General features: G+C 69.5%; 9 protein-coding genes. 3 read left to right on the plus strand and 6 right to left on the minus strand.

Going from position 1 to position 13,834, the window contains the following annotated elements; all coding sequences use genetic code 11:
• Positions 1–79 precede the first annotated feature (79 nt).
• The 6 genes from ACFWFI_RS31865 to ACFWFI_RS31890 form a co-directional block, all read right to left on the minus strand.
• Entirely contained in the window at positions 80–1,138 is a 1,059-nt protein-coding gene (locus ACFWFI_RS31865) for an LLM class flavin-dependent oxidoreductase (RefSeq protein ID WP_387396930.1), read from the minus strand.
• A gap of 29 nt (positions 1,139–1,167) precedes the next feature.
• Positions 1,168–2,133 (minus strand): LLM class flavin-dependent oxidoreductase, encoded by a 966-nt coding sequence (locus tag ACFWFI_RS31870; protein WP_387396933.1) that lies wholly within the window; start codon positions 2,131–2,133, stop codon positions 1,168–1,170.
• 124 nt (positions 2,134–2,257) lie between these two features.
• Entirely contained in the window at positions 2,258–3,868 is a 1,611-nt protein-coding gene (locus ACFWFI_RS31875) for a glycerol-3-phosphate dehydrogenase/oxidase (RefSeq protein ID WP_387396936.1), read from the minus strand.
• Between the two features lie 12 nt (positions 3,869–3,880).
• Positions 3,881–5,410: a glycerol kinase GlpK gene (gene glpK, locus ACFWFI_RS31880; RefSeq protein WP_387396939.1), complete on the minus strand. Its 1,530-nt coding sequence runs from the start codon at positions 5,408–5,410 to the stop codon at positions 3,881–3,883.
• A 39-nt stretch (positions 5,411–5,449) separates the two neighbouring features.
• The gene (locus ACFWFI_RS31885) at positions 5,450–6,241 is read right to left on the minus strand and encodes an MIP/aquaporin family protein (protein WP_387396942.1); all 792 of its coding nucleotides are present in this window, start codon (positions 6,239–6,241) and stop codon (positions 5,450–5,452) included.
• 260 nt (positions 6,242–6,501) lie between these two features.
• Positions 6,502–7,266, minus strand: coding sequence for an IclR family transcriptional regulator (locus tag ACFWFI_RS31890; RefSeq protein WP_387396944.1), 765 nt, complete (start codon positions 7,264–7,266; stop codon positions 6,502–6,504).
• A 239-nt stretch (positions 7,267–7,505) separates the two neighbouring features.
• Here ACFWFI_RS31890 and metH point away from each other — a divergent pair, with 239 nt between their 5' ends.
• The 3 genes from metH (at position 7,506) to ACFWFI_RS31905 (ending at position 13,814) form a co-directional block, all read left to right on the plus strand.
• Positions 7,506–11,018 (plus strand): methionine synthase, encoded by a 3,513-nt coding sequence (gene metH / locus ACFWFI_RS31895; protein WP_387396947.1) that lies wholly within the window; start codon positions 7,506–7,508, stop codon positions 11,016–11,018.
• A 139-nt stretch (positions 11,019–11,157) separates the two neighbouring features.
• A complete protein-coding gene (locus ACFWFI_RS31900) occupies positions 11,158–11,856 on the plus strand; it encodes an HAD family hydrolase (RefSeq protein ID WP_387396949.1) in 699 nt (232 codons plus the stop codon).
• A gap of 365 nt (positions 11,857–12,221) precedes the next feature.
• The gene (locus ACFWFI_RS31905; RefSeq protein WP_387396952.1) at positions 12,222–13,814 is read left to right on the plus strand and encodes an ABC transporter substrate-binding protein; all 1,593 of its coding nucleotides are present in this window, start codon (positions 12,222–12,224) and stop codon (positions 13,812–13,814) included.
• Positions 13,815–13,834 lie beyond the last annotated feature (20 nt).

Consider the following 13,834-nt stretch of genomic DNA (forward strand, 5'->3'; position numbering starts at 1 on the left):
GGCGACGGCCCCTGCGGCCCGCGGCGTACGCGCCGGGCGGCCGGGACACGCGCCGCCCCGGTTCCGACCGCGACCCGGGTCAGTCCCAGAGCGTGGAGGGCGCCTCACGCCGTACGACCGGGGCGATCTCCTCGGCGAACCGCTGCAGCGTCTCCAGCTGCTCGCCGTGCGACAGGCCGAATCCGTCCACGGTGATCGACTGCAGATCGTGCCCGTACACCGCGTGGAAGCCGAGGATCTTGTCGATGATCTGCTGCGGGGAGCCGATGAGCTGGGGACCGTCGGCTATCGCGTCCTCGATCGTGCGGAAGGGCGTGTTGTAACCGGCCCTGCCCTCCAGATGCGGTTTGAAGGACTGGGCGACCTTGGCCGCGTACAGCTCCTTGTAGCGTTCGACGGCCTTCCGCGTGGTGTCCGCGATCAGCAGGCCGCCGGACCCCGCCGCCACCCGCGCGTCCGCCGGATCATGACCGTACGCCTCGAACCGCTCGCGGTAGTGGGCGATCAGCCGCGCATAGGCCTCGCGGGGCTGAACGGCATTGGCGGTGAAGAGCGGGTCGCCGTGCTCGGCCGCCAGGTCGGGGGAGTTGAGGCTGGTCGCCGAGCCGTGCCAGACACGCGGGGGGCCGGCGTACGGGCGGGGCACGGTCGTCACGTTCTTCAGTGCGGGACGGAACTCGCCCTCCCAGTCGACCCCTTCCTCGCTCCACAGCCGCCGCAGCAGCTCGTACTTCTCCTTCTGCAGGTCCCACTGCCGCTCCTCGTCCAGCCCGAACAGGCTGAAGTGACCGGCCTCCGCGCCCTTCCCCACGACGAGCTCGATCCTGCCCCGCGCGATCTGGTCGAGGGTCGCGAACTCCTCCGCCACCCGCACCGGATCGAGGATCGCGACGACCGTGACCCCGGTCAGCAGCCGGATGGTGGAGGTCCTGGCGGCCAGCGCGCCCAGGACCACGCCCGGGCTCGACGAGAGGAACGGCCCGGCATGCCGTTCCCCGATCGCATACGCGTCGAAGCCGAGCCGCTCCGCCGCCGCACCGGTCTCGATCACCTCGTGGAACCGTGTGGCGGCCGAGGGGAGTTCGCCCGTCAGCGGGTGCGGGGCGTGGCCGATGAGGGAGAGTACGGAGAACTTCAAGGGAGGCCTTCCTTCTTTCGCGGCAGGTGTCAGGCGGCGGCGAGGCCGAGGTGGCCGCGGAGGGTCCGGGCGGAATACGCGGTGCGGAAGAGCCCGCGCCGCTGAAGGACGGGCACCAGCCCGGCGACGATCGCGTCCAGGTCGTCGGGGAGCACCGCGGGGCGCAGCCGGAAGCCGTCGGCGCCGCCCTCGCGGAACCACTCCTCCAGAAGGTCCGCCAGACCGTCCGGCGTGCCGGAGAAGACGGCGGCGTCCGAGGTGAACGGAGCGCCGGCGGCCTCCTCCAGACCGGCACGGCGTGCGTCGGCCGCCTCCTGGCTGTCGCCCAGCACGACATCGATGTCGGCGAAGACACGCAGCGCGCCGGCCGGCCGGCCCGCCTCCTCCCGCAGTGACTCGACCTCCTCGCGTATGGCGACCAGCGCGGCGGTGTCCGCGGGAGTAACGAAGACAACGTCGCCGTGCGCGGCCGCCAGCCGGTAGGGGACCGTGGCGTGCGCGAGCAGGGCCAGCGGCGGCCTGCCCTGCGGGGAGGACACGGAGGCGCCCCACGCCCCGGTGGCCTCGGTCAGGAACTCGCCTGCCTCGGCGAAGAGTTCGGCCACCCGCCGGTCGCCCTCGGGAGTGCCGAAGATCCGTGCCAGCCGGGCGCGCTCGGAGTCGCTCGTCGCTGCCCGGGGCCGCACTCCCGCCCGCCCCGCACTCAGATGGTCGAGCGTCGAGATCCGTGTGGCCCAGGCGGTGGGGTCACCCGTCGTGGGCCCCAGCGGGACGAGCCCGATCCGGTCGGTGACCTGCGCAGCCAGGGCGAGCAGCAGGGCTGAGTCGAGCCGCCCGGGGCCGTCCTCCACCGTGATGAAGTCGAGCAGTCCGGCCTCGGCGCCGCGCACCAGCCGGGCGTACCCCTCGGGCGTGAAGGGCCTGGCGGGCGCGGCCGGATGCGAACCGGCGCCGTTCAGTGCCACTGACAGATGGAATCCCTGTGGTTCGGACATCTCTCCACTGTCCCCGCGTCACATTGCACCCGTATGGCGGCTGCATGGCACGCCGGACGGGCGCAACGCCGCAGGGGCGGCCTCCCGACCGGGAGACCGCCCCTGTTGCCGCGTGCCGCCGCCGTCAGCGGCCGTCGGCCAGCACGTCCTCGACCTTGGCCCGGACGTCGTCCGTCGCCAGGCCCCGGATCGTCAGCGTCGTCCGGCGGCGCAGCACGTCGTCCGCCGTCTCGGCCCACTCGCGGTCACGCGCGTACACCACCTGAGCCCAGATCTCCGGGGCGTCGGGGTGGATGCGCTCGGCCAGCGCCGGGTTCTCGTTCGCCAGCCGCGCGATGTCGAAGGAGAGCGAGCCGTAGTGGGTCGCGAGGTGCCGTGCCGTGTCGGCGGACATCCGCGGTCCCGGCGTACCGCCGTCGACCAGCAGCCGGTGCGCGACCGCGTTCGGGTTGGCGATACCGGGCAGCGGTACCTTCTTCGGCAGCCGGGCCATCGGCTCCATGTCCTCGGCGAGGGGGTGTCCGGGCAGTTCGGCCAGCTTGTTCATCACCGTGCGGCCGATGTGGCGGAACGTCGTCCACTTGCCGCCCGCGACCGACAGCATCCCGCCGCGGCCCTCGGTCACGACCGTCTCGCGCTTGGCCTTCGAGGTGTTCCCGGGACCGCCCGGCAGTACCCGGAGCCCCGCGAAGGAGTAGGTGATCAGGTCCCGGGACAGCTGCTGGTCACGGACCGAGAACGCCGCCTCGTCGAGGATCTGCGCCGTGTCCTTCTCGGTGACCGCGACATCGGCCGGGTCACCCTCGTACTCCTCGTCGGTCGTACCGAGCAGCAGCATGTCCTCCCACGGCAGGGCGAACGTGATCCGGTACTTGTCGATCGGCGTCGCCAGCGCGGCCTTCCACGGGCGGGTGCGCTTGAGCACGAGGTGCGCACCCTTGGACAGCCGTATGGAAGGCGCCGAATTCGGGTCCTCCAGCTTGCGCAGGTGATCGACCCACGGGCCGGTGGCGTTCAGCACGAGACGGGCGTCGACGCCGAACTCCGTACCGTCCTGACGGTCCTCCAGCTCGGCGCCGGTGACCCGGCCCTTGGTGAACCGCAGCCCCGTCACCGCGGCGTGGTTGAGGACGACGGCCCCCGCGTCCACTGCCGCGCGGACCGTCATCAGCGCCATCCGGGCGTCGTTCATCTGGTCGTCGCCGTAGACCGCGACGGCCTTCAGATTGTCCGTACGCAGCTCGGGCACATCGCGCTGCGCCCGGGCCGGGCTGATCACATGACCGACGCCGTCACCGAACGCGGACAGCGCCGAGTAGGCGAAGACACCCGCGCCGAGCTTGGCCGCGCCGTGCGGCCCGCCCTTGTAGACGGGCAGGTAGAAGGTGAGCGGGTTGGCCAGGTGCGGGGCGACCTGACGGGACACCGCGCGCCGCTCGAAGTGGTTCTCCGCGACCAGCTTCACCGCGCCGGTCTGGAGGTAGCGCAGACCGCCGTGGAGCAGCTTGGAGGAGGCGGAGGAGGTGGCGCCGGCGAAGTCGCCGGCGTCCACCAGGGCCACCCGCAGCCCGGACTGCGCGGCATGCCAGGCGGTGGAGATGCCCAGGATGCCGCCGCCGATCACCAGGAGGTCGTACGTCGCCTTGGAAAGCTGCTCCCGGGTCTCGGCGCGGCTCGGGAGGGAGCCGGAGGCCGGATGCGTCCCGAGGGCGGGGACGCTCTGCAGGGTGGTCATGTCGATTGCTCCTCAGATCTCTTCGTCCTCGATCCAGCCCATGGTCCGTTCGACGGCCTTGAGCCAGCTCTTGTACTCGCGGTCACGGGTGGCCGCGTCCAAACGGGGTGTCCACTCGGCGGCGCGGCGCCAGTTGGCGCGCAGCGCGTCGGTGTCCGGCCAGAAGCCGACGGCGAGGCCGGCGGCGTAGGCGGCGCCGAGGCAGGTGGTCTCGGCGACCATGGGGCGCACCACGGGCGCGTCCAGGAAGTCGGAGAGCGTCTGCATCAGCAGGTTGTTGGAGGTCATGCCGCCGTCGACCTTGAGCGCGGTCAGTTCGACGCCGGAGTCCTTGGTCATGGCGTCGCTGATCTCGCGGGTCTGCCAGGCGGTGGCCTCGAGCACGGCACGGGCGATGTGCGCCTTGGTGACGTACCGGGTGAGTCCGGCGATCACACCGCGGGCGTCGGGACGCCAGTACGGGGCGAACAGGCCGGAGAACGCGGGCACGAAGTACGCGCCGCCGTTGTCCTCGACGGAGGAGGCGAGCGTCTCGATCTCGGCCGCGGACTTGATCAGGCCCATCTGGTCGCGCATCCACTGGACCAGCGAACCGGTGACGGCGATGGACCCCTCGAGGGCGTACACCGGCTTCTGGTCGCCGATCTGGTAGCCGACGGTCGTCAGCAGCCCGTTGTACGAGTTCACCGGGGTATGGCCGGTGTTCATCAGCATGAAGGTGCCGGTGCCGTACGTGGACTTGGCCTCGCCCTGGGCGAAACAGGTCTGACCGAACAGCGCGGCCTGCTGGTCGCCGAGCGCGGAGGCCACCGGGACGCCGTCGAGGACGCCGCCCTTGGCGGTGCCGTACACCTCGGCGGAGGACCGGATCTCCGGCAGGACTGCCGACGGGATCTCCATCGACTGGACGATCTTGTCGTCCCACTGCATCTTGTGCAGGTTCATCAGGAGGGTGCGCGAGGCGTTGGTGACGTCGGTGACGTGGACGCCGCCGTCGGTGCCGCCGGTCAGGTTCCAGATGACCCAGGAGTCCATGGTGCCGAAGAGGATGTCGCCCCGCTCGGCGCGCTCGCGCAGCCCTTCGACGTTGTCGAGCAGCCAGCGGACCTTCGGGCCGGCGAAGTACGACGCGAGCGGCAGACCCGTCTCGCGGCGGAAGCGGTCCTGGCCGACGTTGCGGCCGAGCTCCTTGCAGAGCCCGTCGGTGCGGGTGTCCTGCCAGACGAGGGCGTTGTGGACGGGCTCACCGGTGTTCTTGTCCCAGAGCAGCGTGGTCTCGCGCTGGTTGGTGATGCCGATCGCCTTGACGTCGGCGGAGGTGATGCCGGCCTTGACGATCGCCCCCGCGACGACTTCCTGGACGTTCTCCCAGATCTCGGTCGCGTTGTGCTCGACCCAGCCGGGCTTGGGGAAGATCTGCTCGTGCTCCTTCTGGTCGACCGAGACGATCCGGCCGTCCTTGTCGAAGACGATGCAGCGGCTGGACGTGGTGCCCTGGTCGATGGCCGCGATGAACGGGCCGGTGGTGTGTGCGTCGGTCACGGTTGGCTCCCGGAAGTCTGTGTGATGTGCAGGTGTGGCTCAGGCGAAGGCGAGGTTGTAGAGCCCGCCTGCGAGCGCGGCCCCGATGAGCGGTCCTACCACCGGTACCCAGGCGTAGCCCCAGTCCGACCCGCCCTTGTTCGGCAGCGGGAGCAACGCGTGCACGATTCGCGGACCGAGGTCGCGCACCGGGTTGATCGCGTAGCCGGTCGGGCCACCGAGCGACAGACCGATTCCGACGACCACCAGCGCGGTGATCAGGGCACCGAGAGCGCCGAGGCCGTTGCCCTCGTCGTTGAGGCCCTGGGTGAGGATCGCCAGGACGAGTACGAACGTGGCGATGATCTCCGTGACGACGTTCTGCACCCCGTTCCGGATCTCCGGGCCGGTGGTGAAGATGCCGAGTACGGGGCCGGCCTTCGGCGCCGCCGACTGGTCGACCATGCCCTCTTCGGCCGGCTGGTCCTTCACGATCTCGGGATCGGTGAGGTGCGCGTGGAACTGTCCGTAGTAGACGGCCCAGACGAGCACGGCACCGATCATCGCGCCGAACAGTTCGGAGACGAGGTACAGGGGCACATCGCTCCACGCGGTGCCACCCTGGATCGCCAGGCCGATCGTGACCGCCGGATTGAGATGGGCGCCGGACACACCGGAGGCTATGTAGGCGCCGGTCAGTACGGCGAAGCCCCACCCGAAGGTGATGGCCAGCCATCCGGCGTTGTGCGCCTTGGAGCGCTTGAGCGTGACGGCGGCACAGACACCGCCGCCGAGCAGTACGAGAACGGCGGTACCGATGGTCTCGCCGATGAAGATGTCGGAGCTGGACACCCGTGACTCCTTTGTCCTTCGTCCAGGGGAAGGCGAAACACCGGGTCCCTCCGGTGGATCGCACCCAAGGTGGGTACTCGTTCAGCACGGGTACATCACCTGTAGGGCTTGACCGGCCCTCGGCACTGTCACACTCTAACGCGTATTGCCGTTAAGCGTTCGGCAATGCCGACCGGTGAACGGCAATGTTTCTCCCCGATGAGGGGTGCGTCAAGAGGTGTGTGACGCGCGACTCGATCGTTACCGACGCCGCGGCGTGCTCAGAAGCGTCCGGCGCCCAGATCCCGGGAGACGGCGCGGGCGCAGTCCCGTACGGCCGCGACGAGCTCGGGCCGCAGTTCGCCGCCCGCGCAGACGCGCTCCACGGCACCCGTCACGGCCACGGCGCCGACCGGCATCCTGCGGCGGTCGTGGATGGGGGCGGCCACCGCCGCCACGCCCTCCCAGGTCTCCTCCACGTCGGCCGCCCAGCCCTGCGCCCGGATCAGGTCGAGCAGCGACTCGAACTCCTCCTCGCCCGTGACCGTGCGCGGAGTGAAGGAGCGCCGCTCCACCTCGGTGGCCTCGCTGTGCGCGACCGGGTCGTAGGCGGCGATGACCTTGCCCAGAGCGGTGGAGTGCAGCGGCTGCATGGCGCCGACCTCGAGCACCTGACGGCTGTCGTCGGGCCGGAAGACGTGGTGGACGATCAGGACTCCGTGCTGGTGCAGCACGCCCAGGTGGACGCTCTCACCGCTGGAGCGGGCCAGGTCGTCGGTCCACACCAGCGCGCGGGCCCGCAGCTCGTGCACATCGAGGTAGCTGTTGCCCAGGCGCAGCAGCTCGGCGCCGAGCTGGTAACGGCCGGACGCGGGGTCCTGCTCGACGAAGCCCTCGTGCTGGAGGGTGCGCAGGATTCCGTGCGCGGTACCTTTGGCCAGACCCAGCGACGACGAGATGTCGGACAGGCCGAGCCGGCGCTCGCCGCCTGCCAGCAGACGCAGCATCGCGGCTGCCCGCTCGAGCGACTGGATGTTCTTGGCCATCGCGCCGTACTCCTCCACCTCGGTTCGACAATGCTGAACACTATCGGTCGATGCCGACCTCTGTCCGGTGGCGCGAAAATTATGCGTCATCCCCCGAGGGGCTCGTTTCACCGCACAGCATGCAGTCCGCCCCGTGGGACGCGACGACCGGCCCGGGCGCCTCCCGGCTACGCTGGCCGCGTGTCCCCTCCGCAGAAGGGCGCAAAGCCGACAGCCGTCGCATCCCAGGGAGAACATCCATGGCCTCGTTGCCGACCCCCTCAGCTGACAGCCGGAACCGAGCCGCAGCGCTCCGTGAGGCGCTCGCCACCCGGGTGGTGGTGGCCGACGGTGCCATGGGCACCATGCTCCAGGCCCAGGACCCCACCCTTGAGGACTTCGAGAACCTCGAAGGCTGCAACGAGATCCTGAACGTCACCCGCCCCGACATCGTCCGCTCGGTGCACGAGGAGTACTTCGCGGTCGGCGTGGACTGCGTCGAGACGAACACGTTCGGAGCCAACGCCTCCGCCCTCGGCGAGTACGACATCCCCGGCAGGATCCACGAGCTCTCCGAAGCCGGCGCGAGCATCGCCCGCGAGGTCGCGGACCGGTTCACCGCGTCCACCGGACAGCAGCGCTGGGTGCTCGGTTCCATCGGTCCCGGCACCAAGCTGCCGACACTGGGCCACGCCCCGTACACGGTCCTGCGCGACGGCTTCCAGGAGAACGCCGAGGGCCTGATCGCCGGCGGCGCCGACGCGCTCATCATCGAGACCACGCAGGACCTCCTGCAGACCAAGGCCGCCGTGCTCGGCGCACGGCGCGCCCTGGAGGCCATGGGCACCGACCTCCTGGTGCTGTGCTCCCTGGCCTTCGAGACGACGGGCACCATGCTGCTCGGGTCCGAGATCGGTGCCGCGCTGACCGCGCTCGAACCGCTCGGTGTCGACATGATCGGCCTGAACTGCTCGACCGGCCCCGCGGAGATGAGCGAGCACCTGCGCTACCTCACGCGCCACTCCCGCATCCCGCTGCTCTGCATGCCGAACGCCGGGCTGCCGGTGCTCACCAAGGACGGCGCGCACTTCCCGCTCGACGCCGAGGGCCTGGCCGACGCCCAGGAGACCTTCGTCCAGGAGTACGGGCTGTCGCTCGTCGGAGGCTGCTGCGGTACGACCCCCGAGCACCTGCGCCAGCTCGTGGAACGCGTCCGCGGTTCCGAGCTCACCCCTCGCGCTCCGCGTCCCGAGCCGGGCGCTGCCTCGCTCTACCAGACCATCCCGTTCCGCCAGGACACCTCGTACCTCGCGATCGGCGAGCGTACGAACGCCAACGGATCCAAGAAGTTCCGTGAGGCCATGCTCGACGCGCGCTGGGACGACTGCGTGGAGATGGCCCGCGACCAGATCCGCGAGGGCGCGCACATGCTCGACCTCTGCGTCGACTACGTGGGGCGCGACGGCGTCGCCGACATGGAGGAGCTGGCAGGCCGCTTCGCCACCGCATCCACCCTGCCGATCGTCCTCGACTCCACCGAGGTGCCCGTCCTGCGCGCCGGTCTGGAGAAGCTGGGCGGCCGCGCCGTGCTGAACTCCGTCAACTACGAGGACGGCGACGGTCCCGAGTCCCGCTTCGCCAAGGTCAGCGGCCTCGCCGCCGAGCACGGTGCCGCGCTGATCGCGCTGACCATCGACGAGGAGGGCCAGGCCCGCACCGTCGAACACAAGGTCGCCATCGCCGAGCGGCTCATCGAGGACCTCACCACCAACTGGGGCATCCACGAGTCGGACATCCTCATCGACTGCCTGACCTTCACCATCTGTACGGGCCAGGAGGAGTCCCGCAAGGACGGGATCGCCACGATCGGCGCAATCCGCGAGCTGAAGCGGCGCCACCCCGACGTGCAGACCACGCTCGGCCTGTCCAACATCTCCTTCGGCCTGAACCCCGCCGCCCGCGTCGTCCTGAACTCCGTCTTCCTCGACGAGTGCGTGAAGGCGGGCCTGGACTCCGCGATCGTGCACGCCTCCAAGATCCTTCCGATCGCCCGGCTGGAGGAGGAGCAGGTCAAGGTCGCCCTCGACCTCATCCACGACCGCCGGGAGGAGGGCTACGACCCCCTGCAGCGGCTCATGGAGCTCTTCGAGGGCGTCAACATGAAGTCGATGAAGCAGGGCAAGGCCGAGGAGCTCCTCGCACTGCCGCTGGACGAGCGCCTCCAGCGCCGCATCATCGACGGCGAGAAGAACGGTCTGGAGGCCGACCTCGACGAGGCGCTGCAGACCAGGCCCGCGCTCGAAATCGTCAACGACACCCTCCTGGCGGGCATGAAGGTCGTGGGCGAGCTCTTCGGCTCCGGCCAGATGCAGCTGCCCTTCGTGCTCCAGTCCGCCGAGGTCATGAAGAGCGCGGTGGCCCACCTCGAACCGCACATGGAGAAGACCGACGCCGAGGGCAAGGGCACCATCGTGCTGGCCACGGTCCGTGGCGACGTCCACGACATCGGCAAGAACCTCGTCGACATCATCCTGTCCAACAACGGCTTCAACGTGGTCAACCTGGGCATCAAGCAGCCCGTCTCCGCGATCCTGGACGCCGCCCAGGAGCACCGCGCCGACGTCATCGGCATGTCGGGCCTCCTGGTGAAGTCCACCGTGATCATGAAGGAGAACCTGGAGGAGCTGAACCAGCGCAAGATGGCCGCGGACTACCCGGTCATCCTCGGTGGCGCGGCCCTGACCCGTGCCTACGTGGAGCAGGACCTGCACGAGATCTACGAGGGCGAGGTCCGCTACGCCCGCGACGCGTTCGAGGGGCTGCGGCTGATGGATGCCCTCATCGCGGTCAAGCGCGGTGTTCCCGGCGCCACCCTCCCCGAACTGAAGCAGCGCAGGGTGCCCAAGCGGGACACCCCTGTGGCGGAGGTCGTCGAGCCGGAGGAGGGCGTGCGATCCGACGTCTCCGTCACCAACCCGGTCCCCGAGCCGCCGTTCTGGGGGACCCGCGTCGTCAAGGGCATCCAGCTCAAGGAGTACGCCTCCTGGCTGGACGAGGGCGCCCTCTTCAAGGGCCAGTGGGGCCTCAAGCAGGCCCGCGCCGGTGACGGACCGACGTACGAGGAGCTCGTGGAGCGCGAGGGCCGGCCGCACCTGCGCGGCTGGCTCGACAAGCTCCACACCGAGAACCTGCTGGAAGCCGCCGTCGTCTACGGCTACTTCCCCTGCGTCTCCAAGGGCGACGACCTGATCCTGCTGCACGAGGACGGCTCGGAGCGCACCCGCTTCACCTTCCCGCGCCAGCGCCGCGGCCGCCGTCTCTGCCTCGCGGACTTCTTCCGTCCCGAGGAGTCGGGGGAGACGGACGTGATCGGCCTCCAGGTCGTCACGGTCGGCTCGAGGATCGGCGGGGCCACCGCCGAACTCTTCGAGTCGAACTCCTACCGCGACTACCTGGAGCTGCACGGGCTGTCCGTGCAGCTTGCCGAGGCACTCGCCGAGTACTGGCACGCGCGGGTCCGCAGCGAGCTCGGCTTCGCCGGCGAGGACCCGTCCGACGTCGAGGACATGTTCGCGCTGAAGTACCGCGGGGCGCGCTTCTCCCTGGGCTACGGGGCCTGCCCCGACCTGGAGGACAGGGCGAAGATCGCCGAGCTCCTGGAGCCCGAGCGGATCGGGGTGAAGCTCTCCGAGGAGTTCCAGCTGCACCCCGAGCAGTCGACGGACGCGATCGTCATCCACCACCCGGAGGCGAAGTACTTCAACGCACGGTAGGTCACCGTTCAACGCGCGGTAACGCACCACTACGCGCGCCGCGCGGGCCCGAGTCGTAGAATGGTCGGTCCAGTGCAGGCCGGTCGCCGTTCCCACGGGAAGGCGGCCGGCCTTCTCGTCCCTCATGGAGGTGTGCCGGATGACCAGTACGGTCCCCGCGTCCCTGACCCGTACGGCCGAAGGGTCGGCGCTGCAAGCGGTCCTTCTCGACATGGACGGCACGCTGGTCGATACCGAAGGTTTCTGGTGGGACGTGGAGGTCGAGGTCTTCGCCGACCTCGGCCACCGGCTGGAGACCGCCTGGCGCGAGGTGGTCGTCGGCGGGCCGATGACGCGGAGCGCCGGCTACCTCATCGAGGTCACCGGCGCCGACATCGCCATCGAGGAACTCACCGTGCTGCTCAACGACCGCTTCGAGAAGCGCATCGGGCGCGGTGTGCCGCTGATGCCGGGCGCCGCCCGGCTGCTCGCCGAACTCGCCGCGCACGAGGTGCCCACCGCCCTGGTCTCCGCCTCGCACCGGCGCATCATCGACCGGGTCCTGGACTCGGTGGGCCGTCACCACTTCGCGCTCACGGTCGCGGGGGACGAGGTGACCCGCACCAAGCCCCACCCCGAGCCCTACCTCGCGGCGGCGGCGGGCTTCGGGGCGGATCCCTGGCGCTGCGCGGTCGTCGAGGACACCGCGACGGGCGTCGCCGCGGCCGAGGCGGCGGGCTGCCGCGTCGTCGCCGTGCCCTCGGTGGCGCCGATCGCCCCCGCGCCGGGGAGAGCGGTCGTGTCCTCTCTGGAGCAGGTGGATCTGGCGTTTCTGCGCGGCCTGGTCGCGGACGAGTGACGGCTGCTGAACCGAGGGTGATTCGTCGGCAGACGACAACAACGCCCCTGTGAAATCTGTTGGTTCCCCGCTTTCGCACACCGCATAAATCAGGTCCATGTCAATGCGGACGGCACGGCGGGGGCGTGATGTTCGTCACTCGACGTAATGTTCGGGGGTTCCCGGGGTCGGTCGAATTGTCCGTTTCGGGAACCCAAACGTCCGTATTCATGAAGCCGTGTACGAATCATTCCCGAGCGTGACATGGACAACCCGTCATCGGCGATCACCGAGTGAATACGCGGCTGATCCGCACCGGTCAAGTCCCCCTGCGGCGCCTACTAATCTCGGTTTTCTCACATGCCGGAATGAGGGAGACCGTCCAGATGAACCGCAAGATGCTGGTGCTGCCGGCCGTAGTGGGCCTGCTCGCACCCGTGCTCGCCGCCTGTGGCGGGTCGGACGACGGGGGCGATGCCATCGTGGTCGGCACGACGGACCAGTTCATCGCCTCGAAGGACAACCCGGCCCCGCTCGACCCGGCCATCGGCTACGAGGCGGGCGTGTGGAACGTGCTGCGCCAGACCGTGCAGACCCTGACCCACATACCGCGCGGCGGCGGCGAGCCGGTGCCCGAGGCGGCCGAGAGCTGCGCCTTCACCGACACGGAGAACGAGAGCTACCGCTGCACGCTGCGTGACGGGCTCACCTTCGCCGACGGCACGCCCGTCACCCCGGAGGACGTGAAGTACTCCATCCAGCGCGTGATCGACATCAAGGACGAGAGCGGCCCGGTCGGTCTGCTCGACAACATCGACACGATCGAGACCAAGGGCGAGAACCAGGTCGTCTTCCACCTGAGCACGTCCGACGCGACGTTCCCGTACAAGCTCGCCACGCCGCCGGCCGGCATCGTCCCGAAGGACAAGTACCCGGCGAAGACCGCCCGTGAGGGCTTCCAGGTCGACGGTTCCGGCCCGTACACGATGAAGCCGGAAGTCAAGGACGACCAGGTCGTCAAGGTGGTCTTCACCAAGAACCCGAAGTACAAGGGCGACCTGAAGATCAGCAACGAGAAGGTCGAACTGGACCTCTTCCCCGACGCGACTGCGATGGGGAAGGCGCTCGACGACCAGAAGATCGACATGATGACCCGCACCATGTCGCCCGAGCAGGCCCAGGAGATGCTGGCGAAGCCGAAGGAGGGCGTCAAGCTCACCGAGATGCCCGGCCTGGCCATCAGCTACCTCGCGTTCAACACCGAGGACCCCTCGGTGAAGAACAAGGGCGTACGCCAGGCGATGGCGCAGATCATCGACCGCGGGGCCATCGCGAACAAGGTGTACGGCAGCACGGCCGAGCCGCTCTACTCGCTGATCCCGTCCGGCATCACCAGCCACACCAACTCGTTCTTCAACAAGTACGGCGAGCCGAGCGTCGCCGGGGCCGCGGAGACCCTGGAGAAGGCCGGCGTCAGCACCCCGGTGAAGTTCACGCTGCACTACACGACCGACCACTACGGTCCCGCCACCAAGTCCGAGTTCGAGACCCTGGCGAAGCAGCTCAACGACTCGAAGCTGTTCGAGGTCGACGTCAAGGGCACACCCTGGGACAAGTACCGCCCCGCCCAGAAGAAGGGCGAGTACGCGGTCTTCGGTATGGGCTGGTTCCCCGACTTCCCGGACCCGGACACCTACATCGCGCCGTTCCTCGACAAGAACAACTTCCTCAACTCGCCCTACGAGTCGGCCATGGCACAGGACACGCTCATCCCGCAGTCCCGCCGCGAGGCCGACCGCAGCGCCGCGACCCCGGCCTTCGAGGAGCTCCAGGACATCGTTGCCAACGACGTCCCCCTGCTCCCGATCTGGCAGGGCAAGCAGTACGTCGCCTCGCTCGACGGGCTGACCGGTGTGGAGTGGGCCGTCAACTCCTCGGCCGACCTCCAGCTCTGGGAGCTCGGACGCGGCGACTCCTGACGCGGCGTCCTTCCACGAAC

This window comes from Streptomyces sp. NPDC060209 (genome assembly GCF_042728155.1).
Lineage (GTDB): Bacteria > Actinomycetota > Actinomycetes > Streptomycetales > Streptomycetaceae > Streptomyces.

Excerpts from the sequence above, each read along its gene's own strand:
- ACFWFI_RS31870 (WP_387396933.1), bottom strand. The coding sequence starts at position 2,133 with ATGTCCGAACCACAGGGATTCCATCTGTCAGTGGCACTGAACGGCGCC.
- ACFWFI_RS31875 (WP_387396936.1), bottom strand. The coding sequence starts at position 3,868 with ATGACCACCCTGCAGAGCGTCCCCGCCCTCGGGACGCATCCGGCCTCC.
- ACFWFI_RS31890 (WP_387396944.1), bottom strand. The coding sequence starts at position 7,266 with ATGGCCAAGAACATCCAGTCGCTCGAGCGGGCAGCCGCGATGCTGCGT.
- metH (WP_387396947.1), top strand. The coding sequence starts at position 7,506 with ATGGCCTCGTTGCCGACCCCCTCAGCTGACAGCCGGAACCGAGCCGCA.
- ACFWFI_RS31900 (WP_387396949.1), top strand. The coding sequence starts at position 11,158 with ATGACCAGTACGGTCCCCGCGTCCCTGACCCGTACGGCCGAAGGGTCG.
- ACFWFI_RS31905 (WP_387396952.1), top strand. The coding sequence starts at position 12,222 with ATGAACCGCAAGATGCTGGTGCTGCCGGCCGTAGTGGGCCTGCTCGCA.